Raw genomic sequence first — 25,788 nt, 5'->3', positions numbered from 1 at the left:
GAATATGGCTACTTTAATGCAAAAAGATGTTTTATTAGAAGGTGTATTTCAAGCTTTAGGATATGTTATTAATAAAAATCCTAATAGTAAAGATAGAGAAGTTTTATTAGATTTGAAAGAAAAAATATATTGCTCTGTTCCAGAAGAATTGGACTTTAATGAGATGAGTCAATATATTAAACAAGTTATTGAAACATATAAAGGCTAAAATAATGATTGATGGTAATGTTGAGAAACAATTAAAACAATTCGTATGTTGTTACGTGATTACATGGACAAAATGAATAAATAGGAGTAATTGATTATGGCTACATTTATGGAAAAAGATGTTTTAATTGAGTGTATTTCAACTGCACTAGGATTAACTGCGTATAATAATAATTTAGATCATCCTGCAAGAATAGAGTTACTAGAATTAAGAAATAAATTATATGGTATGGAGCCAGAAGAAATAAACTATAAAGAAGAATTGTCATTTATTAAAGATAAAAAAGCTATATTAGAAAGTATTAGTAACTAATATAACTTTTGTGGATAATATTTGTTTCGTTAGTGAAAAGAGGTATTATTATGGCTACTTGGATGGAGAAAGATGTATTAATTGAGTTTATTAGTCATGTAGTTGCTGTAACAGCTCGTGATGTTGATGTTGATAACAAAGATGTTATTTCACTACTTCGTTTACAAGGTAAATTGTATGGATTGAGCCCAGAAGAAATAGATTATGAAAAAGAAGTAGATTTTATTAAAGAAAAAAAAGCTATATTAGAAAGTATTAGTAACTAATATAACTTTTGTGGATAATATTTATTTTGGTTAGTGAAAAGATGTATTATTATGGCTACATTTATGGAAAAGTATGTATTGATCGAACTTATTTCACATATTTTAGGCTTAACTTCTAAAACTGTTGAATTTGAGAACCCAGATAGATTATCTTTAATTTATAAAAGAGACGAATTATATGGATTAAAGCCAGAAGACATAGAGTATCAAAAAGAGATAAAATTTATAAAAGATAAGCAAGCAATATTAGAAGGCATTAATAATGGATAATATAGATAAAGTAAAAGATTTACAATCATTTACAGAGAAAAAAGCCTTAGAAGCTACTGAAAAAATCTGGAAAGATATAATTACAAAAAAATATAATGCATTATCACCAGTAGATAAACCAGAAGGTATTGTTACTGGGGAACACCTGGTGCTGGTAAATCCGTTTTTGTAGAGTTAGCAAAAGAAAGATTGAATAATAATTTATTAGTCATTGATGGTGATCAATTTAGAAGATATCATCCTAATTTTGTTAAATTGCAAAAGTTAGTTGGGGCAGATATAGGTTTTGTTACAGGCCCTTTGTTGAGCTACTTCAATTTTCCTTATAAATTAAAATAGATTTATCGTAATATTTTTTCTTTAGGTAGTTATGATTATCAGATTTTAAAATATCTATATCTGTGATTTGACAAGGTAGTTGAAGCGTATGTTCAAAATCATCAATCATATCATACCAGTCTAACATATCTAACTCTTCAGTTTTATCAGAGTCTTCTACCATAAATTCTATATCAATATCGATAATTGTTGTGTTAGAGGCATAATAACCAAATAAATAAGCTGATTTAAAACCATATTTTTTGAATAGTGGCGTAGTAATATTTTGAATTTCTTCTAATGTTATTTCTTTTTGGCTAGTATTAAATTTGACCATGCTAATCGCCTCCTAATATAAAAACCAATCAAAATATTGTACTACGATTAGTGTTAATTGGGAATAGGCATTGAGATTATTTTATATATTGCCTTATAACTATAATAGAATTAAAAATTATTGTGACTCTCATTACTTTCTCATTAATTCTAAGTAGGATATAAACTATTATAATATGTTGAAATATAATAGGAGAGAGATTTATGAGCGAGAATGCATACGTGTGTCCATATTGTCAGTCGGAAAATATTCAAAGTTATAATATTGCTTATGCTGGTGGCTTTTCTAATGTAAATGGTGTAACTACAGGTGTAGGTATTGGTGCTGGTGGTCGAGTAGGTGTTGGTATTGGCAATACTGTAGGTACTCAACAAACAGCACTTTCTATGATGGCAAAACCTCCGATGAAAAAATCGATTGCTACATTTATTTTAAAGTGGTGGATTGCGATTCAATTTGGTCTCGTATTATTGCTTTGGATTTCCGGTCTAAGTAAACATGAGGCTTCACTAATTATTTATTTTGGTGCCTATGCGTTGTTAATCTACAAAACATATCAACGTTATGTATGGAATAGAGATACATATCCAGGATTACGTCGCGATTGGGAGCATACATATATATGTTTACGTTGTGGGAATTCTTTTCTTTTATAATTGAAATACATTAGCATACAATATAAAGGTACGCCTATAATACTACATAGGTGTACCTTTTATTTGTATGGATAGGATATTTGTAATGTGAAAGAGCTATTAGAACATATTGGCGTATTGTTTAAATTATATTTTGATATTCATTGTCCATACTTTCATATCGTTATATAATAATATTATCAAATTTGTATTTTTCGATATAATTAAAAGAAAGGAGTACATATGTCAAATTTCATCACTCCTAAAGAATTACTATCTTGTCTCGATGAGGTTATTATCTTAGATGCTCGAGGTTATCAAGATTATCAAAAAGGTCATATTAAAGGCTCTTATGCGGTGGATTTAAATAAGGATTTAACAGGTCCTTTGGGCGAGCATGGCGGTCGTCATCCATTGCCGGATATGGAGCGTTTGGCTCATACTTTTGAGTCTTACGGAATCACTCGTGATTCCAAGGTCGTTGTATATGACTCTTGGCTCTTTTTGGCGGGACGTTTATGGTGGACGTTGCGCTACATGGGTTTAACGGATGTACGCGTATTGTCTGGCGGTGTTGAACGCTGGATTAAGGAAGGTCATGTTCTAACTAAAGAACCAACTCCGTTACCTGCAGAACCGTCTGTTTTCAACTATGAATTACAAACGCATATGGTTATGAGTCGTGATGAGGTTCTCAAGGCTAGTGAAACGGGTGACCATGTTATCATTGATGCTCGTGCGCCGTTCCGCTACGATGGGTCTCAAGTAGATACGATGGATGGCATGACTGGTCACATTCCTGGTGCTGTTAATCATTTTTATGAAAGTGGTTATACCGTAGATGGTCCTAAGTCTGTAAAAGATTTAGAAGCCGAGTACTATAATGAAATCTACCAAAATAGACCTGTTGTGACTTACTGTGGCTCAGGAGTAACCGCTTGTAATGCGCTATTAACTATGAGCGAAGTAGGGCTTGAATCGGCTTTATATGTTGGTAGCTCTAGTGATTGGGTAACCTATGACGGTTTCCCACTTAAGACTGGTGTAGAAACATTACGATAATACAGGAGGGCAAATGAAAATTTTAAAACATCTACTAACCCTTGTTGCGTTTGGCTATTTGTGTTATCACATCTATACCTTCGGGCCCGGCATGTTTAATGTTACGGTGTTGGTAATTCTTGTTTTATCTTCCATAGCTAATTATTTCCGTGAAAAACGTGAAAGTAATCTTAAAGCAAATGAAAACGCTCGAAAGGCTCGTGCGGAAGCAAGACATGCAAAGAAACACAAACAATAGTAATGTACAACTTTCTGGCTAAACTGTATAACATACTATAATTACTAGCATAAATAAGAATCTTTTTGAAATATAAAGAAATTGTTGAAATAGAGGCTTTCATAAACTATATTAGTATGTAAAAGCACTATTAGAATAAGGAGTAAGCATTGAAATTAATTTCTTGGAATGTAAACGGCCTTCGTGCGGCTGTAACAAAAGGGTTCATGGAATCCTTTAACGAGTTGGATGCAGATATTTTCTGCTTACAAGAAACTAAATTACAACCTGACCAAATTTCTTTGGAGTTGCCAGGTTATGAGCAATATTGGAATAGTGCTGTGAAAAAAGGCTATAGTGGTACGGCTGTATTCACGCGTATTAAACCGTTGTCCGTAACTAATGGTATCGGCATTGAAGAACACGATCAAGAGGGCCGTGTTATTACTGCTGAATATGACAATTTCTATTTAGTATGCTGCTATACGCCAAATAGCCAACGTGAATTGGCTCGTCTTGAGTACCGTATGGCTTGGGAAGACGCATTCCGCAACTATTTGCTTGAATTAGATAAGAAAAAACCAGTCATTCTCTGTGGTGACCTCAATGTAGCACATCAAGAAATCGACCTTAAAAATCCTAAGACAAACCGTAAAAATGCAGGCTTCTCTGATGAAGAGCGTGCAAAAATGACCGAACTATTAGGTGCTGGTTTTACAGACACATTCCGTCACCTTTATCCAGATGCTATTGAGGAATATAGCTGGTGGTCTTATATGGGCAAGGCTCGTGAACGAAATACGGGATGGAGAATTGACTATTTTATCACCTCTAAACGTCTTGATGACAAAATTCAAGAAGCTAAAATTCACCAACAAATCTTTGGCTCTGATCATTGCCCAGTAGAATTAGATATCGATTTATAATATATTGAAAGTATAATCTACAGCCTCATCTTAGGATGGGGCTGTTGTAATAGGTGAAAGGAGACCTTATGGCACAAAAACAAAAGGCTGTTGTCTTATTCAGCGGTGGGGTAGATAGTACTACATGTTTAGCGCTAGCTATTGAAAGATTTGGCAAAGACAATGTAGTGCCGTTATCCATTCAATATGGTCAAAAACATAGTAAAGAACTAGAGGCTGCTGCATCTATTCTCGCTTATTATGGCATTGAAGGTAAAACGATGGATGTCACTAAATTGTTTGCCTTCAGCAATTGCTCTTTATTGACCCAATCCACAGAGGCAATACCTCAAGGTTCATACAAGGAACAACAAGAAACAGAAGGGGAAGGTACGGTTAGCACCTATGTGCCATTTAGAAATGGTCTATTCCTATCTGCAGCGGCTTCCTTAGCCTTATCTCTAGACTGCGGCTATATCTACTATGGTGCCCATAGCGATGATGCGGCTGGTAACGCATACCCAGACTGTACAGAACACTTCTATAAATCCATGGGCGATGCTATCTTCGAAGGATCCGGTAAAGAATGCTCCTTAGAAGCACCATTCATCAACCATAACAAAGCAGACGTCGTAAAAGAAGGCCTACGACTCGGCGTACCATACCACCTAACATGGTCCTGCTACGAAGGCGGCGACAAACCATGCGGACACTGTGGTACCTGCATCGACAGAGCCGAAGCATTCCGCGCCAACGGCGTTGAAGACCCAGCACAATAATAGAACTTCTCTACATCCACCAAAACTGGATCATATTAGTAGCCGCCATTTAGGCGGCTACTTTGCATATAAACTAATAGATAAGACACCATGTTTGCCTTGAGGCGGACTTCTACGTCGCTAACTCTCCTCAACTGGCTTAGACTAGTTGAGGCGCTTTGATGAGTAATATATTTCGTATTATTTACCATTTGGAGGATGCTGAGTTAAAGCGGCCTTTAGAATTACTAATATCCGTAACGTTGATTTGCTAAATTCGCAGTGGTGGTAGATACCTTTTCAAAGAGCGACTTTGGCAGGTCTAGGCCCTCGGCCGATGACCGTTTAGCCAGTGGAGCAATGAGGAAAGGTATCTGCCACCACCCCATCCTTGCCAATATTACATAGATAGTAGTTAATGTAACAGGCCGCTTTAAACTTCTCTCGACTTGTAAATATCGAGAATACATGATATTATAAGCGTACAACTAAATAAGACAGTTTGAAACCATCCTGTCTCTAAACAAAACTACGGAAATTCATAAGCATTTATAGCATGGTAGTTTTGCCATGCTTTTTTTATTTGAGGAGGTGAGTGTTATGATTACTACACGTAAATTGACTATTTCTGCCATGGTTGTGGCATTGTACATCGTCGTACTGTATTTAACGCAAAGCGTTTCTTTCGGAGCGTATCAAATTCGTATAGCAACATCATTATATGCACTTGCTTATGCCTTTCCGTTTTTGGTAATTCCCATGGGGATTGGTAACCTCATTTCTAACTTCCTATTCGGTGGTCTTGGTATCCTCGATATGATGGGAGGTTTTGGCGTTGGTATTTTAACAACAGGTATAATCGTAGGTATGCGTAAGCTTGGCCTTAGCGCTTGGTGGGCGGTTCTACCGATTATCTTTGTTCCAGCATTATGTGTACCGTTATGGCTCAGCCCATTACTTGGTCTTCCATACTGGCCATTGGTATTGAACCTCATCGTAGGCCAAACAATTCCAGCAGTGCTTGGCTCTGTTTTGGTGAAAGCATTGATCAGCCGTCCTAGCATGGCTGCTTTATTAGGTGCTTTCAAATAAAAAGTACATAGGTAAATAAAAAGGCGTAAGCTCGATGTGAGCTTACGCCTTTTTTATGGCTAAATGTTATGGAGGTTGAAAGTATTAGCAGTTGTAGCCGCGCCATTTAGTTTCTACTACGAGGCGTTCAAGGGCAACCATGTACGCTGCTTGACGAGGTGGTACATTGTATTTATGTTGCATTTCCCAAACTGCTTCAAAGCTATTTTGCATATTTTTAGTTAAGCGTTCATTAACTTCTTCTTCAGTCCAGTAGAAGCTAGCTTTGTTTTGGACCCATTCATAGTAGGATACAACTACGCCGCCGCCGTTTGCAAGAACGTCAGGAATGATGTCGATACCTTTTTCATAGAAGTATTTATCTGCATCATTAGTAGTAGGGCCATTAGCACCTTCCAAGATGATTTTAGCTTGGATGTTTTCCATGTTGTCTTTGTTCAATTGGTTTTCAAGAGCTGCCATGTACAATACATCAACTGGTTGAGCCAATAATTCTTGGGCACCAATTGTAGTCATACCTGGTTCGCTGTAACCTTCAAGGGAACGACCATGGGAGTTAGCATATTCGTATGCTTTTTCCACATCAATACCGTTAGGGTTGTAGATGTTAACGCTTACGTCGCCGATAGCAACAACTTTAGCGCCTGCTTGTGCGATGAGGCGAGCACCTACGGAACCTACGTTACCGAAGCCTTGAACTGCTACAGTAAGGTTTTTGATGTCTAAGTTTTTCTTAGCTAAGTAACTTTGTAATGCGATGAGACAGCCGCGACCAGTTGCTTCATTACGACCTAAGGATCCGCCTACTTCAATAGGTTTACCAGTAACGATACCAGGGCTCCATTCGCCTTTTAATGTGCTGTATTCATCAGCAATCCAGCTCATGATTTGGGCGTTTGTATTTACGTCTGGTGCAGGCACGTCAGTATTTACGCCAATGATAGGAGCAATACGACGTACAAAGTTACGAGTCAAGCGTTCTAATTCGCGAGGGTTCAATGTTTTAGGATCAACTTTGATACCGCCTTTACCACCGCCATAAGGAATGTTAGCGATAGCATTTTTAATAGTCATCCAAGCTGCCAATGCACGAACTTCGTTTTCGTCGGAGTCAGGATGGAAGCGAAGACCACCTTTAGCGCTACCACGTAATGTGGAGTGTTGGCAACGGTAACCTTCGTATACGCGAACTTCACCATTGTCTAGTTGAAGAGGTACAGCTACTTTTAGTTCTCGTTCAGGATGACGTAATACTTCGTACTCACTACGAGAATAACCGAGTTTTTCTGCTGCTACATCTAACGTATTTAGCATGTTTTCATAAGGATTATAACCACTCATAATAACCTCCTGTATATAAGAGTAAATTAAGTTTTGCTAATTTTACACATACTGTAGTATTCGACGTTGTATACATAATACCCTTTATAATTTTATAACTATATTCTATAGTTTTTAATGCTTGAAAAGTGTATAGAATATAGATATTTACTGTGATTATAGTCACTCCTGGAGTTAGAAGTAAATCGTAGTTTTTACACTATAAATGGATACTTTTACAAAAAAAAGAGACCGATGAAAGATACTTTCACCGGTCTCATAAGAGAATATATTTTATTTTTCCATTGTATCTTCCACTGGAGTAGGGGGTACAGAAGAGTCTGTAGTTTGGCCGTCACCCCACCATACGATACCGTATGTATGATTAAGAACAGAACGGTTAAATACAGGTGTTTCGATGCCTGCCTTGCGTTGTTTGATATAGTCATCAAGAGCAAGACCTGCAGTACGTCCCATACGTACGATGGAACTAATATTAGTTAATACTAAGAAGGCCATAAATAAATCGGCTAAATTCCATACTAGATCAAGAGAGGCGATGGAGCCTACAAATGTCATGATGATTACACCGATACGGAATAAATGAAGATAGAATCTCTTTTCTGTTAAGTGGCTAATATTAATTTCACCATAGTAATAGTTACCTATTAAGGAACTGAAGGAGAACATTACGATAAAGATTGCTACCGCTGTTGGAGCCCAAGAACCAAGTTGTTGTTCTAGATTATGTTGTACTAGAGCAACACCAGTTAAACCTGTTGTGCTATAGTCGCCAACCATGAGTACAATGAATGCTGAAGCTGTACAAATGATAAATGTATCAAGGAATACACCAAATGCTTGTACAAGACCTTGTTCAACAGGATGGTTAACAGCCGCAGTAGCCGCTGCATTAGGCACAGAACCTTCACCAGCTTCGTTGGAGAATAGACCACGTTTAATACCATTCATTACAGTGGCACCTAATAAGCCACCACCTGCTGCTACTGGTTCAAAAGCAGAGGAGATAATAGTATAGATTACATGTGGGAATTGAGTGATATTCATAATAACTACGAATAATGCAGTAGCGATATATAGTACAGCCATGATAGGAACGATGATTTCAGATGCTTTTGCAACGCGATGAATACCACCAAAAATAATGAGGCCAAGAAGTATTGCTACAACGGCACCGGTGTAGGATACATCAAAGTTGAATACTTGAAGGGATGCAGCTAATGTATTAGCTTGTACAGAGTTGTAAATCCAACCGTATGTAATACTGATCAAAATTGCAAATAAAATAGATAATGCTTTGTTGTTTAAACCATAGCGAATGTAGTATGCTGGACCGCCGTAAAAGCCGCCTTTAGCAACAGGTTCTTTGTAGATTTGTGCTAATGTAGATTCGATGAAACCTGTAGCAGCACCGATAAGAGCGATAACCCACATCCAGAAAATAGCACCAGGACCACCGAGTACAACAGCAATCGCAATACCTGCGATGTTACCAACACCTACACGAGATGCGGTACTAACACAGAACGCTTGGAATGAGGATACATGATTTTTTTCTGTAGAACTACCTGCACCATTGATTACAAGGCGAATCATTTCTTTGATCATACGAATTTGTACAAAATTCGTTGTCATCGTAAAGAAGAGACCTGCGCCGATGAGGATAAAGATGATGAAATAACTCCATAAATAGCCATTTATGGTAGAAATAGCATCATTGAGCATTGCTTCCATAAAAACGCTCCTTTCTCATAAAAAGAATTCTTATAATTATTAATGATATTGTATCAATTTCTATAGACTATGTAAAACAAAATCCCTCACAAGAGTGAAGGATTTTATTAATAGTTTATTATTGTATAGCAACTAAGATGTTTCTTTAAGCTTTAGTGAATTCCGGTGATTCCTCCATACCTTGTAATAAGGTTTGTTCGGAATGTTCCATGTGAATTCTTGCTAACTTACGAGCTTGAGTAGCATTATGTGAAGCAATGGCCTCTACCAATTGACGGTGTTCTTCCCATGTTTTTCTTAGTCGGCCCGGTTGATTCATAGAGAAGCTACGGAATCGATAGGTTTGCTCCCGCAAGTTGTGTACGATATCTGCTAAACGTTCGTTACGAGATGCACGATATAGTACTTCATGGAATTCTACGTCTGCTGTTACGACGGACTCCATATTTTTATTCTCCATATGGTCGCCGATCTCTACGAGCATTCGTTCTAGTGTTTCGATTTCCTCTTCGGTTATGCGTTCGGCAGCAAGGCCTGCTGCGAGTTCTTCTAGGGCAGATCGAATTTCGAATACTTGAGTAATATCCTTTAACGATATATTGGCTACATATGTACCACGGCGAGGAACCATGACAACAAAACCTTCGAGCTCAAGCTTACGAATGGCTTCGCGAATTGGTGTACGGCTCACACCGAGTTCTTCAGCTAGAGGGATTTCCATAAGGCGTTCGCCCGGTTTTAACACGCCGTCTTGAATGGCTTGACGTAATGTTTCACTTACGACTTCGCGTAGAGGTTTATACGCATCTAAGCGTATTGGTTGTAACCGTTTTGTCATGGTAAGTCCTCCTGTGTACATGTTTTTGTAATGAGCGATAGCCAATCATGGCCTGCTGCTTTGATCTCTTCTTGCAGTTGTAATGCTTCCATTGGTTTATCCAGCAATACCACCATTGTAGGACCACTACCAGTCATAATCGTTGGATACCCACGACTAGTGAAGAATTCTTTACAAATGACAAGTTCTTCATGGTCAGGGAAGAGTAGTTCTTCAAATGTATTAGCACTAGTAAGGAATGCTGATTTTAAGTCATTATTTTCTAAGTGTTGTTGGACTGTATCGATGGTTTGTTTTGTTGCTACGGACTTATTTGTGAAGCGACCATAAGCAGCTGCAGTTGATACAGATACCCTTGGCTTTACTAACAATAACCAATGTGGATCTGGAGATTTTCCGTACGTTAATATTTCACCACGCCCCGTGCCACGTGCTGTACCACCTTGCAATAGGAATGGCACATCGGATCCAAGAGTAGCACCAATTTGTAAAAGTTCCTCTTGGGTGAGTCGTAAGTCCCAGAATCGATTGAGACCTACTAACATAGCTGCCGCATCAGCACTACCACCGCCAAGACCGGCTTGAATAGGTACTCGTTTTAATAGGTGAATGGCAGCTCCCGCTTTGCAGCCGGTATAAGCTTGTAGTGCCCGTAATGCTTTGAGGGCAAGATTTTCTTCCCCGTAAGTAACTAATTTTTGCATATACTCAGGTAATTCTGGAGCGCCACCGGAGAAAACTACGGAATGATGCTTCGCAAAATAAATGGAGTCGCTAAGGCGAATGGATTGGAAGATAGAGTCGATATCGTGATATCCGTCTTCACGCTTGCCCGTAATAGCAAGTCCAATATTGATTTTACTGCAACCGAGTTGCTCAAAACTTTTACTCATGATAGCCTCGTTTGTAACATACAGAATATATGCAATTTATATGTTTATTTTATACTCTTATAAAGTGATTGAAAATAACCATTAAGTGGTTTATGATGAATTTGTATACGCATATTGTTTTATTACTAAATGTATTGTAAATAGCGTATGTTTTAGTTAGTTCATTATAGAATATTTATAGTGAAATGGCAATTTGGAGGAAGCTATGTTCGCTAAGTATAAAAGTGTTATCTATGAAAGCCTTATGGTCATTCTTGGATGTGCCATATTTGGTGCCGGCCTTGATGCCTTTGTATTGCCACACAAATTGGTGAGTACTGGTATTAGTGGGGTAGGCTTGATTTTGTATTATGTAACGGGCTTATCCGTTGGTTCTTGGAATATGATTTTAAATATTCCTATATTCTGGGCTGCTTGGAAGTGGCTGGGCACCCGTGTTGTTATCAAAACCTTGTATGGCACATTGATGCTGTCTTGGATGGTTGATTTATTTAACTTCTTACAATATGACATGATTATTAAGGATCCTTTGTTGAGTTCCATGATGGCTGGTATTACTACTGGTGTAGGTCTTGGCATTGTGTACCGCGTAGGCGGTAACACAGGTGGGCTTGATCCTATTGCACTCATTGTACGCAAATATTATGGACTTCAAATGGGGTCCATTAATAGTGCCATAAACTGTGCCATTCTTGTTGCCGCAATTGGTGTTGTTGGCCTTGAAGCCGTAGCGGTCACACTTATTAGTGTCTATGTGTATACCATCATTACGAATAAGGTGGTTATCGGGTTTAATCAACGAAAGGTAGCTTTCATCATTACCTATCGTACCGATGATGTCTGCGAATGCATCATCAAAAAGGTTGGCCGTGGAGCCACTATTATTAATGGTGTGGGTGCCTATACACGGACGCCAAAGCAAATCGTTATGGTAGCCGTTAATCTCTTGCAAGTAAATAAATTAAAAGAGGTTATTCAAGAGGCCGATCCAGATGTATTTATCTTGATAACCGATGCACAAGAGGTTATTGGTCAAGGCTTTACGCAGCCTATTATACCGACTGAAGTATGTGAACAGTTGAAAGATAAGAGTACTACACAAGAGGACAATACAGAGATTGTACACAATCAATAAGTAAGTATTTGTCATCTCATCTTAATCATGTGTAAATATAATATTTTATGAATGACATATACATTTGAGATTAGGAGGTTCCTATGGCTCATAAATTAGCAGGTACGCCTGTACAAGAACAAGATATTATAGATGTACAAACTCTGGTAGATGCCTATTTTGACAATGCGCCAGATGTAACTGATCCGACACAACTCGTATCCTTTGGTACATCAGGCCACCGTGGTACCTCTTTAAATGGTACCTTTACGGATTTACACGTAGCGGCTATTACACAGGCAATCTGTGATGGTCGTGGTCAATTTGGTGCGACAGGACCCATTTTTGTGGGCCAAGATACACATGCTTTATCTCAGCCTGCATTAGTAACAGTGCTTGAGGTACTTGCTGGTAATGGTGTGACTGCCATGGTTGATGCGGATATGGACTTTGTTCCAACGCCATCTGTGTCTCGTGCAATCATTCGATATAATGAAAGTAACGATAAAAAAGCAGATGGTATCGTTATTACACCATCTCACAATCCTCCAGATAATGGGGGCATTAAGTATAATGCTACCAACGGTGGCCCTGCAGATACGTTGATTACAAAATGGATTGAAACCCGCGCCAATGAGTACGTTCGTGCTTATTGTGAATTAGAAGGGTTCAAACGCATTAGTATTGATAATATTGAACCAGACCAACAGGTGCCTTATGACTATAAGGGCTTATATGTTGAAGAACTATCCTCCATTATTAATATGGAGGCCATTCAAAGTGCTAAACCTAAGGTTCTTGTCAATGCATTAGGTGGTAGTGGCCTTGGTTATTGGCGTGCTATTAAAGAGCGGTATAATCTTAATATGGATATTATCAATGATGAGTACGATCCAACCTTTAGCTTTATGACCTATGACCATGATGGCAAGGTGCGTATGGATTGTTCTTCTGAATATGCGATGGCGGATGTAACTAAACAAATTGGCAATTATGATCTCGCTGTTGGCAATGACCCTGATTATGATCGCTACGGTATCGTTACTGCAGAGGGACTTGCTTCTCCTAATGCGTTCCTTACGGTTGCTGCAGATTATTTGTTTACAACCCGTGGTTGGACAGATAAAGGGGTAGGTAAAACCGTTGTTTGTACCACTATGATTGATAAATGGGCGGCTGTTAAAGACATTCCGGTTTATGAGGTTCCGGTAGGCTTTAAATATTTTAGCTCTTTATTATTTGATGGTGAGATTGGTATCGGCGGTGAAGAATCTGCAGGCGCATCGTTCCTTAAAAAGGACGGCACCGTATGGACTACCGATAAAGACGGCATGGTAATGGCGCTTCTAGCAATGGAAATGTATGCCGTTATGGGCGCAACTGTTGATCGCCTCTACAATAATATTGTTGAAGGTTGTGGTGACCCACGATTTGGTCGCATTGATGCGGCTTGTACAAAGGCAGCAAAGGCTAAGTTGAAACAGTTGAATGCAAGTTCCATTACGGCTACAGAGGTAGATGGAGACGCTATTACTAATATACGCACTACATCCTTATACAAGGATATGCCCATCGATGGGGTTCGCGTAGAAACTGAAACAGGTTGGTTTGTAGCGCGTCCGTCCGGTACAGAGGATTTGTATAAAATTTATGGTGAAAGCTATAAAGGGGATAAAGGTTTAGTCGCGTTATTGACAGCAGGAGAGGCTATCGTAACGGCTGCATTATCCGACGAAGTGTAAAATACTATTTTTACATGAAAACTCATGAAGATTTCACCGTAGAAAATTAATAAATGTGATATAATATATTAATATAGTTTATTGAATACCCTATATGGGGCAAATAGTTTGTAGTGCTCAGAAAAGGTGATGTTATGAAATTAGTTGTTACCGTTGTCGGCGTTGACCGCGTTGGTATCATTGCAGGGGTTAGTACTGTACTTGCTAACCACGGCGTAAACATTATGTCTATAAATCAAACCATTCTTGATGGCGTTTTCAATATGATTATGATGTGTGAAACAAAGTCTGAAGATGTGAAAGATTTGACATCTATTCAAGATGCTTTGAATGCACTCGGTAAAGAACTTGGTGTTGAAATCCGTGCACAACATGCTGATATTTTCTTAAGCATGCACCGTGTAGGATAGGAGGCACTATGTTATCTATCGACAATATTTTAGAAACGAATCAGATGATTCATGATAACAAGCTTGACGTACGTACCATTACAATGGGTATTAGCTTGCTTGAATGTGCATCTAGCTCTGGTAAAGAGTTGTGTGATCGTATTTATGATCGCATTACGAAAGAAGCAGAACACCTTGTGTCTACTGGTGAGGCTATTGAGCGCGAGTTTGGTATTCCTATCATTAACAAACGTATTTCTGTAACACCGATCTCATTAGTGGCTGGTGGTAGTGATTTAACATCCTATGTTCCTATTGCAGAAGCGATGGATCGCGCTGCAAAAACAGTAGGTGTAAACTTTATCGGCGGTTTCTCTGCTCTTGTAACAAAAGGTGCTACACGTGCTGACCGCATTTTGATTGATTCCATTCCAGAAGCGTTGGCAACTACAGATATCGTATGTAGCTCTGTAGGTGTGGGCTCTACTAAAACGGGGATCAACATGGATGCAGTTCGCGACATGGGTATCATCGTTAAGAAAACAGCAGAACTTACAAAGGATAATGATGCGCTTGGTTGTGCTAAGCTCGTTATTTTCTGTAACCCTGTAGAGGATAATCCGTTCATGGCGGGTGCCTTCTTTGGTGTAACTGAAGGTGATAGTGCCATTTCTGTAGGCGTATCTGGTCCAGGCGTTGTAAAACACGCACTAGAATCTGTACGTGGTCAATCCTTTGATGTTGTAGCAGAAACAATTAAACGCACTGCTTTCAAAATTACTCGTGTAGGCCAATTGGTAGCACAAGAGGCATCTCGCCGTCTTGGCAAACCATTCGGTATCATTGACTTGTCCTTGGCACCAACACCAGCTGTAGGTGACTCGGTAGCTCACGTTCTTGAAGAAATGGGCTTATCCTCTTGTGGTTGTCACGGTACTACAGCAGCACTTGCATTGCTTAATGATGCAGTGAAAAAAGGTGGCCTTATGGCATCTTCTCACGTAGGCGGTCTCAGTGGTGCATTTATTCCAGTATCTGAAGATGCGGGTATGATTGATGCTGTATCTTGTGGCAGTTTATCCCTCGATAAATTAGAGGCTATGACATGCGTATGTTCTGTGGGCCTTGACATGATTGCTATTCCTGGTGACACAACAGCAGATACAATTTCTGCAATCATTGCTGATGAATCTGCTATTGGTATGATTAATAATAAGACAACTGCGGTTCGTGTAATTCCTGTACCTGGTAAAACAGTAGGCGAGGTTGTTGAGTTTGGTGGCTTGTTAGGCTATGCTCCAATTATTGAAGTGAGTCCATATAGTGCAGCTGAGTTCATCGCACGTGGTGGCCGTATTCCTGCACCTATTCGTAGCTTAACGAACTAATATTGTTTTAACCCAGTTGTTGGAGGTGTCTTATGAGTGATTATGTGCTCGATTATGTATGGGCCTTTGCTCTGGCGCTCATCATAACCTTTGCACTTACCCCTTTGGTGAAACGCTTTGCCGTTGCTGTTGGGGCAATAGATAAACCTGATGCCCGCAAGGTACATCATGGTGCTATTCCACGACTTGGTGGGTTAGCAATCTTTCTCGGTTATGTCGGGTCGGTCCTCTTTAATGGATCTATCCCACATGACCATAAACTATTTGGCTTTGTACTTGGTACCGTTATCCTTGTGCTTGTTGGCATTTGGGACGATATTAAACAAATTGAGCCAAAGACTAAGTTGATGGGCCAAATTATAGCAGCAGCTATTTTGGTAGCTTACGATATTCGCGTAGACTTTATCAACCTTCCTTGGGGTGGTGTAGTATATCTTAAATATTGGGCTGCTCCATTGACTATTTTCTGGATTGTAGGCTTTACGAATATCGTAAACCTTATCGATGGACTTGATGGCTTGGCAGCAGGTATTTCCTTTATTGCTTGTATTGCTGTTTGTGCTATGACATTACAACTTGGTCAAACTGACCTTGCCTGTATTTCATTGGCACTAGCAGGTGCAACAGTAGGGTTCTTGCGGTATAACTTTAACCCAGCGAAAATCTTCATGGGTGATACGGGCTCTATGCTCCTTGGTTATACATTAGCCGCTATTTCTGTAATGGGAGCCGTTAAAACGGCGGCTACTATTGCATTAGTAGTACCAGCAATCGTGCTAGGCTTACCAATTCTCGATACATTATTTGCTATCGTACGCCGTAAAATCAGCGGTCGTCCGATTTTCAAGCCTGATAAAGGCCATGTGCATCATCGTTTGTTAGCACAAGGCTTATCTCAAAAGCAAGCGGTGCTAATGATGTATGCTGTAACGGCTCTCTTTGGTGGCGTATCCGTCATCGTAGCAGAGGTCAATGCTTGGATTGGTATCGCATTAGTACTCGTTATCTTCTTAGGTAGTATTTATGTGGCTCGTCGCCTTGGTGTTATTACTCACAGTGATGCGGCAGGTCATCCACTACCACGTCCTACAATTGAACGCAGCGATTCAGATGAAACTATTTCCTTTGATCGTGAAGAATTGGCAAAAGCTTTAGAGGAATCCGAGGATTCCCATAAGAAATAACCATGTGGGGCGCTTGGCGCCCCATTTTTTCTATCCTACTATGTTGGAGGCAACTATGTTAAAAGTTATGACAATCTTTGGTACAAGACCTGAGGCTATCAAGATGGCTCCTCTTGTAAAAGCATTAGAAGCAGCACCGGATATGGAACCGATTGTAACCGTTACGGCACAACATCGCGATATGCTCGATCAAGTACTAAACTTGTTTAATATTACCCCTGATTACGACTTGAATATTATGAGCCAAGGTCAAACATTGTACGATGTAACAAACCGTGCATTGATGGGCCTTAAAGATGTATTAGAAGAAGCTAAACCTGATGTGGTTCTTGTACATGGTGATACTACAACTACCTTTGCAGGTGCTTTGGCGTCCTTCTATCAAGAAATTCCTGTAGGCCATGTAGAAGCAGGCCTTCGCACTGGTGATATTTACTCTCCATTCCCAGAAGAGATGAACCGCAAGTTGACTGGTTCTATTGCGACATATCATTTTGCACCAACAGCTAGTTCTGAAAGTAATCTTAAAAAAGAAAATATAAATACAGACCATTTGTATGTAACAGGCAATATGGTTATTGATGCCCTTGATACAACAGTACAAGAAAATTATGTGTTTGATGATGCTGCTATCAATGCATTAGATCCTGAAAAACGTACAGTGCTTGTTACTACACATCGCCGTGAAAACTTGGGTGAGCCTATGCGCCATGTATACCAAGCTATTCGCGATTTGCTTGATGAATTTAAAGATATTCAAGTGGTATTCCCTGTACATAAGAATCCTAAAGTTCGCCAAGTTGTACAAGAAGAACTCGGTTCTGTAGAACGTGTTACATTAATTGACCCGCTTGATTACGAACCATTTGCTAATTTGATGGCTAAATCCTATTTGATTCTTACTGATTCTGGTGGGATTCAAGAGGAAGCACCAGCTCTTGGTAAACCAGTTCTCGTATTGCGTGATACTACAGAACGCCCAGAAGCTGTTGAAGCTGGTACTGTGCGCCTTGTAGGTACTGACAAAGACGCTGTACATGCAGCAGCTCATGAATTGTTGAGCAATGCAGAGGCTTATAAATTGATGTCTAATTCCGTTAACCCATATGGTGACGGCAAAGCATCTGAACGCATCATCCAAGCGTTGCGCCATGAATTTTTAGGCGATCCTAATCGTCCTGAACGTTTTGGTAAATAATATGGATAAGGACCTTGTGAAAGCCCTCGTCATGGCAACATCGGCGGGGCTCACACTCGTTTTCTGTATAGGTGGCTTTATTGGGATTGGATATATACTAGATGGTTGGTTTAGAACTGAACCATTATGTATGGTTATATTTGGTCTTATTGGAGCTATAACAGGCTTTTATATGTTATATAAACAAGTTAAGTAGTGAGGTATATATGAATCAATATATTAAATTCATAGTGCGTGTGCTACTAACTTGTTTTTTTATTGCCTTTTTAGGCGGTATAATACAAGTTTTATGTGGCTTAGAAGTGTATCTATGGGGATGGCTTTGGGGCATTTTTATAATGGTACTCTACTTGCTTAGCTTGGCTTTGCATGGACAATCTATTGTGTCAGGAGACCCTTATAAAGCCGTACGTAAAGCTCGCAGGCAGATGATATGGCGTCTTATGTTAGTAGGCTCTTTGGTCGTCTTAGGATTAAAAATACCTGGCGTTGAAGCTGTTAGCATGTTTATAGGTATTGCACTCATACAACCGGCATTATATGTGGTGTATTGGTGGCTTAGTCGGCATTTCTGACCCCGTAAGTAGCAGTAAGAATGATAGGTGTATACCGATAATGCGTTATACACAATGTGATTATGAGTAATTGGAATTGTTTACCTTGTAAGTGTTGATTATATATCTATAACGATGTATGATGATACATATATAATATATTTATATTAATTGTAAATATATAAGGTTTTTATTATGACTATGGAAGGGGTTGAGAACGTGGAATTACATGCGGGACACCATGAGGTCGTGCAGTGGTTGGGGTTAACATTTAATATTGATACCTTGATTGCTACATGGGTTACTATGGCTATTGTAATACTGGTAACAGTATTGGCCACCCGAGGACGTAAATTGGTGCCTGTAGGCTTGCAAAATATAGTGGAAGCTATATTAGAAGGCTTAGAGGGGCAGCTAGCTCCGAACTTGGGTCGTCATTGGCCGATGGTAAGTTCCTTGTTATTTACGTTTTTCTTATTTATTTTTGTAGGGAACGAACTGGGTTTAATGCCAACGTTTAAGGCTTTAACATCACCAACATCCGATATTAATACTACAATTGCATTAGCTCTATGTAGCACATTAGTGGTATGGGTTATGGGGATTAAAGTTAAAGGCTTATCCTATTTCAATCATTTTGTACAACCTTATAAGGCTTTGCTAATCCTTAATATTTTTGAGGAAATTGCAAAACCAGTTACACTTGCTTTCCGTCTATTCGGCAATATCGTAGCTGGTGAAATTTTGTTAGAAGTATTGTATAACTTGCCTTGGTTTGTACCTGTACCATGGGTTTGGATTGCTTTTAGTTTATTTATCGGTATTATTCAAGCCTTTATTTTCACAGTTCTTACTGCCTCCTACTTGGGGATGGCTCTTAGTGAGGAACATTAATTATTTTATATGGAGGATATATTATGGAAGCTCAAGGTTTATTCGCATTAGCAGCAGCAATCGCAGTAGGTTGTGGTGCCATTGGTGCAGGTATCGGTGATGGTCTTGTATCTAGCAAAGTAATCGAAGGTATTACACGCCAACCAGAATTACGTGGTCAATTGATGTCTACAATGTTCGTAGCGATTGGTTTGATCGAAGCGATGCCTATCATCGGTGTAGTAGTAGCATTTATTTTGTTATTCAGATAATAACGAGGAGGAATAACCTTGGTTGACTTAAGCCTTGGAACGATTCTTGCTCAAATGTTGAACTTTTTTATATTAGTTTGGCTATTGGCTCGTTTTGCATATAAACCATTATTGGCTATGATGACAGAACGTAAAGAACGAATTGCTAAAGACTTAGAAGCTGCAGAAAAAGCTCGTGCAGAAGCAGAGGAATTTAAAGCTGATTATGCAGCTCAAATTTCTAATGCTCGTGTAGAGGCACAAAAAATTGTTGAAAAAGCAATTCAAGAAGCAGAAAATACAACACGTGAACAATTAGCAACAGCTCGCGAGCAAATTGAACAAGAAAAAAATCGTGCTCGTCAAGATATTGCCATTGAACGTGATCGTGCTATGAACAGCTTGCGCAATGAAGTTGTTTCCTTATCTGTAGCTATGGCTGGTAAAATTGTTGCTAAAGATATGAACAGCGAAACTAATACGAAATTGATCGAAGACGCTATTCGTCAACTTGATAGTAAAACGATAGGGTTGTGATACGATGAGCATAGAAATTGTAGCAGATAAATACAGTTCAGCTATGTTTGAATTAGCTCAAGAACAAAATAAGTTGGATCTCATGGAGGAGCAATTAGGCTATGTAGCATTTGTAATGGATGAGCAACCTGAATTAAGCTCATTCCTTGAAAATCCAACTGTTACAGAAGATGCAAAGATTAAGCTGATTGGTAAAATTTTTGAATCTAGTCTCGATAAGGTTGCTTTGCATTTTATTTATGTGATGATTAAACGTGGTCGTGATCGCTATATAAAGCAGACTATTGCGGCATTTATTAAGAAATCACGCGAAGCTCGTGGTATTCTAGAAGCTACTGTCACTGTAGCAGAACCAATCACAGCTGATATAGAAGCATCTGTACAAGCTAAATTACGAGAGGTAACGGGCAAAGATGTTATTCTATCCGTGCGTCAAGATCCTTCCATTATGGGTGGTATTATCATTCAAGTAGGGGATAAACGCATTGATGGCTCTGTATCTCGTCGCTTGCAAGAATTAGAAAAATCTTTATTAAGAACGAACTCTATTAGATAGGGGTGAATGGGTATATATGAAAATGAAGCCTGAAGAAATCACTGCTATAATTAAACAGCAGATTCAGGACTATGATGTTGACCTCAATGTCGATGACGTGGGTACTGTTCTCGACGTAGGGGATGGCATCGCCCATATTTATGGTCTTGAAAGAGCCATGGCCGGTGAGTTGTTAGAGTTACCACACGGCGTATATGGCTTGGTTTTGAACTTAGAATTAGATAATGTTGGTGCCGTACTATTGGGTGATGACTTCTTGATTAAAGAAGGTGACCAAGTACGCCGTACTGGCAAAATTATGGACGTACCAGTAGGTGATGCACTTATTGGTCGTGTAGTAAATCCGTTGGGTCAGCCTATCGATGGTAAGGGTGCTATTCAAGCGACAGAACGTCGTCCTGTAGAACATCCAGCTCCTGGTATTGCGGATCGTCAATCCGTAAATGAACCTTTGCAAACTGGTTTGAAAGCCATTGATGCAATGGTACCAATTGGCCGTGGCCAACGTGAGCTCATCATTGGTGACCGTGGTACTGGTAAAACTGCAATCGCTCTTGATACAATCATCAACCAAAAAGGTAAAGATGTTATTTGTATCTATGTAGCGATTGGTCAAAAAGAATCTACCGTAGCTCGTGTAGTACAAAAATTAGAAGAAACAGGTGCGTTGGATTATACAATCGTCGTTTCTGCTAGTGCTTCTACAGGTGCTCCATTACAATACATTGCTCCGTATGCAGGGGTTGCTATGGGTGAATACTTCATGTACAAAGGCAAACATGTACTTTGCGTATATGATGACTTAACTAAGCAAGCAGCTGCTTACCGTGCTATGTCTCTATTATTACGCCGTCCACCAGGGCGTGAAGCGTATCCAGGCGACGTATTCTACTTACACAGCCGCCTATTAGAACGTGCTGCTAAACTTTCACCAGAACTTGGCGGTGGTTCTATTACAGCGTTGCCAATCATTGAAACACAAGCGGGTGACGTATCTGCATACATCCCAACAAACGTAATCTCCATCACTGATGGTCAAATTTTCTTGGGGACAGATATGTTCTACTCTGGTATCCGTCCAGCTGTTGACGTAGGTTTGTCCGTATCCCGTGTAGGTGGTAGTGCACAAACTAAAGCGATGAAACAAGTAGCAGGCCAATTGCGTTTGGACCTTGCACAATATCGTGAATTGGCAGCCTTCGCACAGTTCGGTTCTGATCTTGATGCGGCTACTAAAGCACAATTAGACCGCGGTGAACGTTTGACTGAAATGTTAAAACAAGGTCAATATGAACCTATGAGCGTAGCAGAAATGGTTATCAATCTTTACGCTGGTACAAAAGGATACTTAGCTAATATTCAAGTAGCTGATGTATTATCATTTGAATCTGAACTTTTACGTTTTGTGAAAGCTAACTATCCTGAAATTATCACGAATATTGAAACGTCTAAGAAAATTGATGAAGATACTGAAAATCTATTGAAGCAAGCAATCCCAGAATGTGTAGAAGCATTTGGTTCTACGCATACATTAGTGTCTCATAAGGAGGCGTAATGTATGGCTAGTGCACAAGATTTGCGAAAACGCATAAAAAGTGTTACCAATACGCAACAAATTACAAAAGCGATGAAGATGGTTGCTTCAGCTCGTCTTCGTAGGGCACAAACAAAAGCGGAATCTACACGTCCTTACGCAGAGAAGATTGGGCAAATCTTGCGTCATATGTCTAATAGTGATTTAGAAGGCTTTAGCAGTCCTTTGTTAGAGGTACGCCCTATAAAACGCACATGCTATATCGTAGTAGGTGCTGATAAGGGCCTTGCAGGGGCATTCTCGTCTAATGTATTGAAGTTTACTATGGAACAATTGCATGGTAAATCTTCCGATACATACCGTGTTATCACGGCAGGTAAAAAGCCTAGAGACAGTATGAAATCTAGAGGAATTCATATCGATAAGTCCTATGCGGGCTTCTCTGATAAACCTTCTTATGAACATGCCCGTGCTATTATGCATGAAGCGCTTTCACTATACGAACGTCATGAAGTTGACGAAGTCATCATGATCTATACACGTTTTGTAAATTCTATGACGCAAATTGCACAGGCTGAGCGCTTGTTGCCAATAGAGCAACCACAAGATGAGGTAAAGGGCGAAGAGTATGATTTCATGCCATCTGCTGTATCTGTCTTGGAGGCGTTGCTACCAAAATATTTAGAGATTACTGTTTATAATGGATTGTTGCAATCTGCAGCAAGTGAATTGGGTGCTCGTATGACAGCCATGACATCTGCTACAGATAATGCAGGGGAACTCATTGATTCCTTAGGACTTGAATATAACAAGTTACGTCAATCTAGCATTACAAACGAAATTTCTGAAATCGTTGGTGGCGCTAATGCCTTGCAATAAATAAGGAGACATCTGTCGATGAGTAATAATATTGGTAAAGTTGTGCAGGTCATTGGTCCAGTTGTAGACGTGCGCTTCGATGCTGGTCATTTGCCAAGCATCTACAACGCCATCAACATCTACCATGATCATAAGGCACATGATAGACAAAAAATTGTAGTAGAGGTTATGCAACACTTAGGTGACGATACTGTACGTTGTGTTGCGATGAGCTCTACTGACGGTATGACCCGTAATATGGATGCTGAAGATACTGGTGCTGCAATTGCCGTTCCTGTAGGCGAAGGCGTGTTGGGTCGTATCTTTAACGTATTGGGTGAAACTGTAGACCATGATCCAGCTCCAGTTGTAGCCGATGAAAAATGGCCTATTCACCGTCCAGCACCTAAATTTGATGACCTTTCTCCAGATACTCAAATCTTGGAAACAGGTATTAAGGTCGTTGACCTTATTGCACCATATGTAAAAGGTGGTAAAATCGGCCTCTTCGGTGGTGCTGGTGTAGGTAAAACCGTATTGATTATGGAATTGATTCACAATGTTGCCACAGAGCATGGTGGTTACTCCGTATTCTCCGGCGTAGGCGAACGTACTCGTGAAGGTAACGACTTGTGGAACGAAATGAAAGAGTCCGGCGTTATCAACAAAACAGCTCTTGTATATGGCCAAATGAATGAGCCACCTGGGGCTCGTATGCGCGTAGGTCTTACAGGCCTTACAATGGCTGAGTATTTCCGTGATGTGAAGAAACAAGACGTACTCTTGTTTATCGATAACATCTTCCGCTTTATTCAAGCGGGCTCTGAAGTATCTGCCCTCTTAGGTCGTATGCCATCTGCCGTAGGTTACCAACCTACATTGGCTAATGACGTAGGTGCCTTACAAGAACGTATTACATCTACCAAAGAAGGTTCTATTACCTCCGTACAAGCTGTATACGTACCAGCCGATGACTTGACTGACCCTGCTCCAGCTGCGACATTTGCTCACTTGGATGCAACAACAGTATTGTCTCGTTCCATTGCAGAACTTGGTATTTATCCAGCTGTAGATCCACTCGATTCTACAAGCCGTATTTTGGACCCACATGTACTTGGTGAAGAACACTATACAGTAGCTCGTGGCGTACAAGAAGTATTGCAAAAATATCGTGATCTTCAAGATATTATCGCAATTCTTGGTATGGAAGAATTGTCTGACGAAGATAAATTGACTGTATCTCGTGCTCGTAAGATTCAACGTTTCTTGAGTCAACCATTCTTCGTAGCAGAAGTATTTACTGGTTCTCCTGGTAAATATGTACCATTGTCCGAAACATTGAGAGGCTTTAGAGAAATCCTTGATGGTAAACATGACGATTTGCCAGAAGGTGCATTCTACATGGTTGGTACCATTGATGAAGCCGTTCAAAAAGCAAAGGAAATGCAAGAGAAGGGGGAATAATCCATGGCGGAACCTATGTCCCTACAGATCATTACACCTGATGCGATTGTCTTTGAAGGTAAGTCTACATTCTTTGTAGGTAAAGCCATTGATGGTCAATTTGGTATCTTGCCAAATCATGCACCTATGATTATTGCATTAGATTTAGCACCGTTACGCATAGATCAACCAGATGGAACATCTCGTGAACTTGCAGTATTTGGTGGTTTCTGTGAAATTGAACATAATAAGGTGAGTATTGTAACTCCAGACTGCCAAGATCCATCATCTATTGATGTGGAACGTGCTCGTCGAGCTAAAGAACGTGCAGAAGGTAGGTTATCCAATCCTACACCAGATATTGATGTAGAACGCGCAGAAGCAGCATTGCAACGTGCATTATTGCGCTTGCATGTAACTAAACAACTATAAAATGAAAGGCTAGCCATAGGGCTAGCCTTTTTCTATAGAATTTCATTTTGTTTATAGGAAACACTCATCTAACATTAAGGTCATCTGCTTATACTAAAATTTGTCATTTAAATTTAATGACTTATTGTGTTAATTTGGAGGTTTTCTAATGAACGTATCTAAAAAATCTTTCATTGCTTTTGCTGTATTAGCATGCTGTTTTGGTGCATCTACACTAGGAACACATGTAGACGCATCTTATGGTTATAAATATACTGACTCGGTTCGCCCACCAGTAGAAACTCCTACAAATGATGCTTTTAGAGCTAACATGGTTAAACAAAATGAAGCTAATAATGCTAAATATGCTGCGACTACTAATACAAGTACGGCAAGTGCAAAAGATGATGATTCAATTTATTACGTAAGCGATTTATCTGATTCCTTCCGTAGTTCATTTACTGCACTTTTAAGAAATGCTGGTTTTACAGAGCATCAACTTAGATTAATCGGCTTGATTCACTAAGTTATGTATCATTAATAGGTGAATACAAAAAGACCGTTAAGCAA

The 25,788-nt window shown here is 39.5% G+C and carries 34 protein-coding genes; 29 read left to right on the top strand and 5 right to left on the bottom strand.

From position 1 onward, the window contains the following. Nucleotides 1-4 precede the first annotated feature (4 nt). From EL171_RS08290 to EL171_RS10090, 6 genes are all read left to right on the top strand, one after another. The gene (locus EL171_RS08290) at nt 5-208 is read left to right on the top strand and encodes a hypothetical protein (RefSeq protein WP_005385391.1); all 204 of its coding nucleotides are present in this window, start codon (nt 5-7) and stop codon (nt 206-208) included. 96 nt (nt 209-304) lie between these two features. Further along, entirely contained in the window at nt 305-520 is a 216-nt protein-coding gene (locus EL171_RS08285; RefSeq protein WP_005385393.1) for a hypothetical protein, read from the top strand. 50 nt (nt 521-570) lie between these two features. After that, complete coding sequence (locus EL171_RS08280; protein WP_050755788.1) at nt 571-786, top strand: hypothetical protein; 216 nt, start codon at nt 571-573, stop codon at nt 784-786. A 51-nt stretch (nt 787-837) separates the two neighbouring features. Further along, nucleotides 838-1,056 (top strand): hypothetical protein, encoded by a 219-nt coding sequence (locus tag EL171_RS08275; RefSeq protein ID WP_005385396.1) that lies wholly within the window; start codon nt 838-840, stop codon nt 1,054-1,056. Continuing rightward, nucleotides 1,049-1,228: a hypothetical protein gene (locus tag EL171_RS08270; RefSeq protein ID WP_005385397.1), complete on the top strand. Its 180-nt coding sequence runs from the start codon at nt 1,049-1,051 to the stop codon at nt 1,226-1,228. Before EL171_RS08275 ends, EL171_RS08270 begins: the two co-directional genes overlap by 8 nt. 17 nt (nt 1,229-1,245) lie before the next feature. Continuing rightward, complete coding sequence (locus EL171_RS10090; RefSeq protein WP_005385398.1) at nt 1,246-1,395, top strand: hypothetical protein; 150 nt, start codon at nt 1,246-1,248, stop codon at nt 1,393-1,395. Here EL171_RS10090 and EL171_RS08260 read toward each other — a convergent pair. Then, nucleotides 1,370-1,711, bottom strand: a complete 342-nt coding sequence (locus EL171_RS08260; RefSeq protein WP_005385399.1) for a hypothetical protein — start codon at nt 1,709-1,711, stop codon at nt 1,370-1,372. The genes EL171_RS10090 and EL171_RS08260 overlap by 26 nt on opposite strands. A gap of 203 nt (nt 1,712-1,914) precedes the next feature. Here EL171_RS08260 and EL171_RS08255 point away from each other — a divergent pair, with 203 nt between their 5' ends. The 6 genes from EL171_RS08255 to EL171_RS08230 all read left to right on the top strand — a co-directional run bounded on the left by EL171_RS08255 (nt 1,915) and on the right by EL171_RS08230 (nt 6,380). Continuing rightward, on the top strand, nt 1,915-2,367 hold the full coding sequence (locus EL171_RS08255) for a hypothetical protein (RefSeq protein WP_005385400.1): 453 nt from the start codon (nt 1,915-1,917) through the stop codon (nt 2,365-2,367). A 222-nt stretch (nt 2,368-2,589) separates the two neighbouring features. Continuing rightward, entirely contained in the window at nt 2,590-3,408 is an 819-nt protein-coding gene (locus tag EL171_RS08250; protein WP_005385401.1) for a sulfurtransferase, read from the top strand. Nucleotides 3,409-3,421: 13 nt separating this feature from the next. Next, nucleotides 3,422-3,646 (top strand): hypothetical protein, encoded by a 225-nt coding sequence (locus EL171_RS08245; protein ID WP_005385402.1) that lies wholly within the window; start codon nt 3,422-3,424, stop codon nt 3,644-3,646. 149 nt (nt 3,647-3,795) lie between these two features. After that, nucleotides 3,796-4,551 (top strand): exodeoxyribonuclease III, encoded by a 756-nt coding sequence (locus EL171_RS08240; RefSeq protein ID WP_005385403.1) that lies wholly within the window; start codon nt 3,796-3,798, stop codon nt 4,549-4,551. Between the two features lie 68 nt (nt 4,552-4,619). After that, nucleotides 4,620-5,309 carry a 7-cyano-7-deazaguanine synthase QueC gene (queC, locus tag EL171_RS08235; protein WP_039968958.1) on the top strand — a complete coding sequence of 230 codons (690 nt, stop codon included), beginning with the start codon at nt 4,620-4,622 and terminating at the stop codon, nt 5,307-5,309. Between the two features lie 579 nt (nt 5,310-5,888). Continuing rightward, nucleotides 5,889-6,380 (top strand): QueT transporter family protein, encoded by a 492-nt coding sequence (locus tag EL171_RS08230; RefSeq protein ID WP_039968960.1) that lies wholly within the window; start codon nt 5,889-5,891, stop codon nt 6,378-6,380. An 84-nt stretch (nt 6,381-6,464) separates the two neighbouring features. On the opposite strand, the gene EL171_RS08225 is transcribed toward EL171_RS08230, so the two are convergent. From EL171_RS08225 to ispE, 4 genes are all read right to left on the bottom strand, one after another. Beyond that, nucleotides 6,465-7,721 (bottom strand): Glu/Leu/Phe/Val family dehydrogenase, encoded by a 1,257-nt coding sequence (locus EL171_RS08225; protein ID WP_005385406.1) that lies wholly within the window; start codon nt 7,719-7,721, stop codon nt 6,465-6,467. A 273-nt stretch (nt 7,722-7,994) separates the two neighbouring features. Next, nucleotides 7,995-9,455 carry an alanine/glycine:cation symporter family protein gene (locus EL171_RS08220; RefSeq protein WP_005385407.1) on the bottom strand — a complete coding sequence of 487 codons (1,461 nt, stop codon included), beginning with the start codon at nt 9,453-9,455 and terminating at the stop codon, nt 7,995-7,997. A gap of 145 nt (nt 9,456-9,600) precedes the next feature. After that, nucleotides 9,601-10,293 carry a GntR family transcriptional regulator gene (locus tag EL171_RS08215; RefSeq protein ID WP_005385408.1) on the bottom strand — a complete coding sequence of 231 codons (693 nt, stop codon included), beginning with the start codon at nt 10,291-10,293 and terminating at the stop codon, nt 9,601-9,603. Continuing rightward, the gene (gene ispE / locus EL171_RS08210; RefSeq protein WP_005385410.1) at nt 10,290-11,186 is read right to left on the bottom strand and encodes a 4-(cytidine 5'-diphospho)-2-C-methyl-D-erythritol kinase; all 897 of its coding nucleotides are present in this window, start codon (nt 11,184-11,186) and stop codon (nt 10,290-10,292) included. The genes EL171_RS08215 and ispE overlap by 4 nt, the downstream gene beginning before the upstream one ends. A 205-nt stretch (nt 11,187-11,391) precedes the next feature. On the opposite strand from ispE, the gene EL171_RS08205 reads away from it, so the two are divergent. The 17 genes from EL171_RS08205 (at nt 11,392) to EL171_RS08125 (ending at nt 25,744) form a co-directional block, all read left to right on the top strand. After that, nucleotides 11,392-12,321 (top strand): YitT family protein, encoded by a 930-nt coding sequence (locus EL171_RS08205; RefSeq protein ID WP_039968962.1) that lies wholly within the window; start codon nt 11,392-11,394, stop codon nt 12,319-12,321. Nucleotides 12,322-12,404: 83 nt separating this feature from the next. Then, the gene (locus EL171_RS08200) at nt 12,405-14,042 is read left to right on the top strand and encodes a phosphoglucomutase (RefSeq protein WP_005385414.1); all 1,638 of its coding nucleotides are present in this window, start codon (nt 12,405-12,407) and stop codon (nt 14,040-14,042) included. Between the two features lie 134 nt (nt 14,043-14,176). Then, entirely contained in the window at nt 14,177-14,452 is a 276-nt protein-coding gene (locus EL171_RS08195) for an ACT domain-containing protein (RefSeq protein WP_039968964.1), read from the top strand. Nucleotides 14,453-14,460: 8 nt separating this feature from the next. After that, nucleotides 14,461-15,819, top strand: coding sequence for a PFL family protein (locus EL171_RS08190; protein ID WP_005385418.1), 1,359 nt, complete (start codon nt 14,461-14,463; stop codon nt 15,817-15,819). A 32-nt stretch (nt 15,820-15,851) separates the two neighbouring features. After that, nucleotides 15,852-17,003, top strand: coding sequence for a glycosyltransferase family 4 protein (locus EL171_RS08185; RefSeq protein WP_005385419.1), 1,152 nt, complete (start codon nt 15,852-15,854; stop codon nt 17,001-17,003). Between the two features lie 55 nt (nt 17,004-17,058). Beyond that, complete coding sequence (gene wecB, locus EL171_RS08180; protein ID WP_039968966.1) at nt 17,059-18,201, top strand: non-hydrolyzing UDP-N-acetylglucosamine 2-epimerase; 1,143 nt, start codon at nt 17,059-17,061, stop codon at nt 18,199-18,201. Nucleotide 18,202: 1 nt separating this feature from the next. Continuing rightward, complete coding sequence (locus EL171_RS08175; RefSeq protein WP_005385422.1) at nt 18,203-18,397, top strand: AtpZ/AtpI family protein; 195 nt, start codon at nt 18,203-18,205, stop codon at nt 18,395-18,397. Between the two features lie 10 nt (nt 18,398-18,407). Further along, nucleotides 18,408-18,776, top strand: a complete 369-nt coding sequence (locus EL171_RS08170) for a hypothetical protein (protein ID WP_005385424.1) — start codon at nt 18,408-18,410, stop codon at nt 18,774-18,776. Between the two features lie 174 nt (nt 18,777-18,950). Continuing rightward, nucleotides 18,951-19,649: a F0F1 ATP synthase subunit A gene (gene atpB / locus EL171_RS08165; protein WP_005385425.1), complete on the top strand. Its 699-nt coding sequence runs from the start codon at nt 18,951-18,953 to the stop codon at nt 19,647-19,649. Nucleotides 19,650-19,672: 23 nt separating this feature from the next. Continuing rightward, nucleotides 19,673-19,900 carry a F0F1 ATP synthase subunit C gene (gene atpE / locus EL171_RS08160; RefSeq protein WP_004695064.1) on the top strand — a complete coding sequence of 76 codons (228 nt, stop codon included), beginning with the start codon at nt 19,673-19,675 and terminating at the stop codon, nt 19,898-19,900. 18 nt (nt 19,901-19,918) lie between these two features. Next, nucleotides 19,919-20,416: a F0F1 ATP synthase subunit B gene (atpF, locus tag EL171_RS08155; RefSeq protein WP_005385427.1), complete on the top strand. Its 498-nt coding sequence runs from the start codon at nt 19,919-19,921 to the stop codon at nt 20,414-20,416. A 4-nt stretch (nt 20,417-20,420) separates the two neighbouring features. Beyond that, nucleotides 20,421-20,972, top strand: coding sequence for an ATP synthase F1 subunit delta (gene atpH, locus EL171_RS08150; RefSeq protein ID WP_005385429.1), 552 nt, complete (start codon nt 20,421-20,423; stop codon nt 20,970-20,972). A gap of 16 nt (nt 20,973-20,988) precedes the next feature. Beyond that, nucleotides 20,989-22,527: a F0F1 ATP synthase subunit alpha gene (atpA, locus tag EL171_RS08145; protein WP_005385431.1), complete on the top strand. Its 1,539-nt coding sequence runs from the start codon at nt 20,989-20,991 to the stop codon at nt 22,525-22,527. Between the two features lie 3 nt (nt 22,528-22,530). Continuing rightward, a complete protein-coding gene (atpG, locus tag EL171_RS08140) occupies nt 22,531-23,385 on the top strand; it encodes an ATP synthase F1 subunit gamma (protein ID WP_005385433.1) in 855 nt (284 codons plus the stop codon). A gap of 18 nt (nt 23,386-23,403) precedes the next feature. Next, complete coding sequence (gene atpD / locus EL171_RS08135; protein ID WP_005385435.1) at nt 23,404-24,828, top strand: F0F1 ATP synthase subunit beta; 1,425 nt, start codon at nt 23,404-23,406, stop codon at nt 24,826-24,828. A 3-nt stretch (nt 24,829-24,831) separates the two neighbouring features. Next, the gene (gene atpC, locus EL171_RS08130; RefSeq protein WP_005385437.1) at nt 24,832-25,239 is read left to right on the top strand and encodes an ATP synthase F1 subunit epsilon; all 408 of its coding nucleotides are present in this window, start codon (nt 24,832-24,834) and stop codon (nt 25,237-25,239) included. 148 nt (nt 25,240-25,387) lie between these two features. Then, nucleotides 25,388-25,744 (top strand): hypothetical protein, encoded by a 357-nt coding sequence (locus EL171_RS08125; RefSeq protein ID WP_005385439.1) that lies wholly within the window; start codon nt 25,388-25,390, stop codon nt 25,742-25,744. The last annotated feature ends 44 nt before the right edge of the window (nt 25,745-25,788 follow it).

Origin of the sequence: Veillonella dispar (genome assembly GCF_900637515.1) — a bacterium.
Classification (GTDB): Bacteria; Bacillota; Negativicutes; order Veillonellales; family Veillonellaceae; genus Veillonella; species Veillonella dispar.
This window is presented reverse-complemented; position numbering and strand designations above follow the sequence as displayed.

Excerpts from the sequence above, each read along its gene's own strand:
- EL171_RS08290 (WP_005385391.1), top strand. The coding sequence starts at position 5 with ATGGCTACTTTAATGCAAAAAGATGTTTTATTAGAAGGTGTATTTCAA.
- EL171_RS08285 (WP_005385393.1), top strand. The coding sequence starts at position 305 with ATGGCTACATTTATGGAAAAAGATGTTTTAATTGAGTGTATTTCAACT.
- EL171_RS08280 (WP_050755788.1), top strand. The coding sequence starts at position 571 with ATGGCTACTTGGATGGAGAAAGATGTATTAATTGAGTTTATTAGTCAT.
- EL171_RS08275 (WP_005385396.1), top strand. The coding sequence starts at position 838 with ATGGCTACATTTATGGAAAAGTATGTATTGATCGAACTTATTTCACAT.
- EL171_RS08270 (WP_005385397.1), top strand. The coding sequence starts at position 1,049 with ATGGATAATATAGATAAAGTAAAAGATTTACAATCATTTACAGAGAAA.
- EL171_RS08260 (WP_005385399.1), bottom strand. The coding sequence starts at position 1,711 with ATGGTCAAATTTAATACTAGCCAAAAAGAAATAACATTAGAAGAAATT.
- EL171_RS08255 (WP_005385400.1), top strand. The coding sequence starts at position 1,915 with ATGAGCGAGAATGCATACGTGTGTCCATATTGTCAGTCGGAAAATATT.
- EL171_RS08250 (WP_005385401.1), top strand. The coding sequence starts at position 2,590 with ATGTCAAATTTCATCACTCCTAAAGAATTACTATCTTGTCTCGATGAG.
- EL171_RS08245 (WP_005385402.1), top strand. The coding sequence starts at position 3,422 with ATGAAAATTTTAAAACATCTACTAACCCTTGTTGCGTTTGGCTATTTG.
- queC (WP_039968958.1), top strand. The coding sequence starts at position 4,620 with ATGGCACAAAAACAAAAGGCTGTTGTCTTATTCAGCGGTGGGGTAGAT.
- EL171_RS08230 (WP_039968960.1), top strand. The coding sequence starts at position 5,889 with ATGATTACTACACGTAAATTGACTATTTCTGCCATGGTTGTGGCATTG.
- EL171_RS08225 (WP_005385406.1), bottom strand. The coding sequence starts at position 7,721 with ATGAGTGGTTATAATCCTTATGAAAACATGCTAAATACGTTAGATGTA.
- EL171_RS08220 (WP_005385407.1), bottom strand. The coding sequence starts at position 9,455 with ATGGAAGCAATGCTCAATGATGCTATTTCTACCATAAATGGCTATTTA.
- EL171_RS08215 (WP_005385408.1), bottom strand. The coding sequence starts at position 10,293 with ATGACAAAACGGTTACAACCAATACGCTTAGATGCGTATAAACCTCTA.
- ispE (WP_005385410.1), bottom strand. The coding sequence starts at position 11,186 with ATGAGTAAAAGTTTTGAGCAACTCGGTTGCAGTAAAATCAATATTGGA.
- EL171_RS08205 (WP_039968962.1), top strand. The coding sequence starts at position 11,392 with ATGTTCGCTAAGTATAAAAGTGTTATCTATGAAAGCCTTATGGTCATT.
- EL171_RS08200 (WP_005385414.1), top strand. The coding sequence starts at position 12,405 with ATGGCTCATAAATTAGCAGGTACGCCTGTACAAGAACAAGATATTATA.
- EL171_RS08195 (WP_039968964.1), top strand. The coding sequence starts at position 14,177 with ATGAAATTAGTTGTTACCGTTGTCGGCGTTGACCGCGTTGGTATCATT.
- EL171_RS08190 (WP_005385418.1), top strand. The coding sequence starts at position 14,461 with ATGTTATCTATCGACAATATTTTAGAAACGAATCAGATGATTCATGAT.
- EL171_RS08185 (WP_005385419.1), top strand. The coding sequence starts at position 15,852 with ATGAGTGATTATGTGCTCGATTATGTATGGGCCTTTGCTCTGGCGCTC.
- wecB (WP_039968966.1), top strand. The coding sequence starts at position 17,059 with ATGTTAAAAGTTATGACAATCTTTGGTACAAGACCTGAGGCTATCAAG.
- EL171_RS08175 (WP_005385422.1), top strand. The coding sequence starts at position 18,203 with ATGGATAAGGACCTTGTGAAAGCCCTCGTCATGGCAACATCGGCGGGG.
- EL171_RS08170 (WP_005385424.1), top strand. The coding sequence starts at position 18,408 with ATGAATCAATATATTAAATTCATAGTGCGTGTGCTACTAACTTGTTTT.
- atpB (WP_005385425.1), top strand. The coding sequence starts at position 18,951 with ATGACTATGGAAGGGGTTGAGAACGTGGAATTACATGCGGGACACCAT.
- atpE (WP_004695064.1), top strand. The coding sequence starts at position 19,673 with ATGGAAGCTCAAGGTTTATTCGCATTAGCAGCAGCAATCGCAGTAGGT.
- atpH (WP_005385429.1), top strand. The coding sequence starts at position 20,421 with ATGAGCATAGAAATTGTAGCAGATAAATACAGTTCAGCTATGTTTGAA.
- atpA (WP_005385431.1), top strand. The coding sequence starts at position 20,989 with ATGAAAATGAAGCCTGAAGAAATCACTGCTATAATTAAACAGCAGATT.
- atpG (WP_005385433.1), top strand. The coding sequence starts at position 22,531 with ATGGCTAGTGCACAAGATTTGCGAAAACGCATAAAAAGTGTTACCAAT.
- atpD (WP_005385435.1), top strand. The coding sequence starts at position 23,404 with ATGAGTAATAATATTGGTAAAGTTGTGCAGGTCATTGGTCCAGTTGTA.
- atpC (WP_005385437.1), top strand. The coding sequence starts at position 24,832 with ATGGCGGAACCTATGTCCCTACAGATCATTACACCTGATGCGATTGTC.
- EL171_RS08125 (WP_005385439.1), top strand. The coding sequence starts at position 25,388 with ATGAACGTATCTAAAAAATCTTTCATTGCTTTTGCTGTATTAGCATGC.